The organism is Protofrankia sp. Cas8, from assembly GCF_963555845.1.
Taxonomy (GTDB): Bacteria; Actinomycetota; Actinomycetes; order Frankiales; family Frankiaceae; genus Protofrankia.
The window spans coordinates 17,358-18,598 of sequence record NZ_CAUVXI010000103.1 but is presented as its reverse complement, the minus strand read 5'-3'; the positions used below and the strand labels follow the sequence as shown (position 1 = coordinate 18,598).

Annotated in this window: 1 protein-coding gene; it reads left to right on the top strand. The window is 66.3% G+C overall.

Annotation, left to right across the window (positions count from 1 at the left end):
• A partial coding sequence (locus U9977_RS15650; RefSeq protein ID WP_322749999.1) for a group II intron reverse transcriptase/maturase occupies positions 1-1,138 on the top strand: 1,138 nt, incomplete at its 5' end.
• Positions 1,139-1,241: the final 103 nt, after the last annotated feature.

Here is a 1,241-nt window from a genome sequence, read left to right as displayed (position 1 = left end):
AGTCTCGCCAATCCTCTCGAATATCTACCTGCACAAGCTGGACGTCTACGTCGAGACGGTTCTGATCCCGCAATACACCCGAGGGAAATACCGGAGACACAATCCCGAGTATGAAAGGTTAAAATCCCGGACGAGGCGAGCGCACGCGCGCGGGGACCGGGACCAAACCCGGGACCTGCGTCGCCAACTGCGCCGACTGCCCTCGGGCGACCCCCAGGACCCCGGATACCGGAGACTGCGGTACACACGCTACGCCGATGACCATCTTCTAGGGTTCATCGGACCGAAGGCCGAAGCCGAGGCCATCAAGGACCAGCTGGCGCGGTTCCTGCGCGACGACCTCGCGCTCGAACTCAACCCGGACAAGACGCTGGTCACCCACGCCCGTACCCGGGCAGCCCGCTACCTCGGCTACGAGATCATCGTCCAGCACGGCGACGACAAGATCACCAACGGCCGCCGGTCGGTCAACGGGACCGTCGCGCTACGAGTGCCACTGGACGTGGTCAAGGCCAAACGTGCCCCCTACCGGCGCCACGGCAAACCCTGGCACCGGCCGGCCCTGCAGAACCTGGACGACTACGACATCGTCGCCACGTTCGGGGCCGAATACAGGGGCGTCGTCGGCTACTACCGGCTCGCCCACGACGTCTGGCGACTCAACGACCTGCGCTGGTACGCCCTGACGTCGATGCTGAAGACCCTGGCAGCCAAGCACCAGTCCACCGTGTCGAAGACGGCCACCAAGTACCAGGCCAAGATCGAAACCCGGTACGGGCCGCGGACCTGCTTCGAGGCCAGGATCCACCGCAACGGCAAACCGGACCTGGTGGCCCGGTTCGGCGGGATCCCCCTGACACGCGACAAGGACGCGGTCCTCCACGACCGCGTCCCGAAACCGGCGCCCCACCCCCGCAAGGAGCTGATCCACCGGCTCCTGACGCGGCGGTGCGAGCTGTGCGGCGACCCGAGCAAGGTGCTGGTGCACCAAGTCCGCAAGCTCGCCAGCCTCGGGCAACCCGGACCAGGCCAACCCCCGTGGGCGGCGCTCATGGCGACCAAGCGACGCAAAACCCTCGTGGTCTGCTCCGCATGCCACGACGTCGTCCACGCTCACCCTGTCACCACCGCGGCATAGATCACTGGAGAGCCACGTGCTCGGAAACGGGCCTGCGTGGTTCGGAGGAGGGCCGCACGGAAAAGGAGTCTCCTAACGGAAACCACCTCGCCGTGCGGCCTAT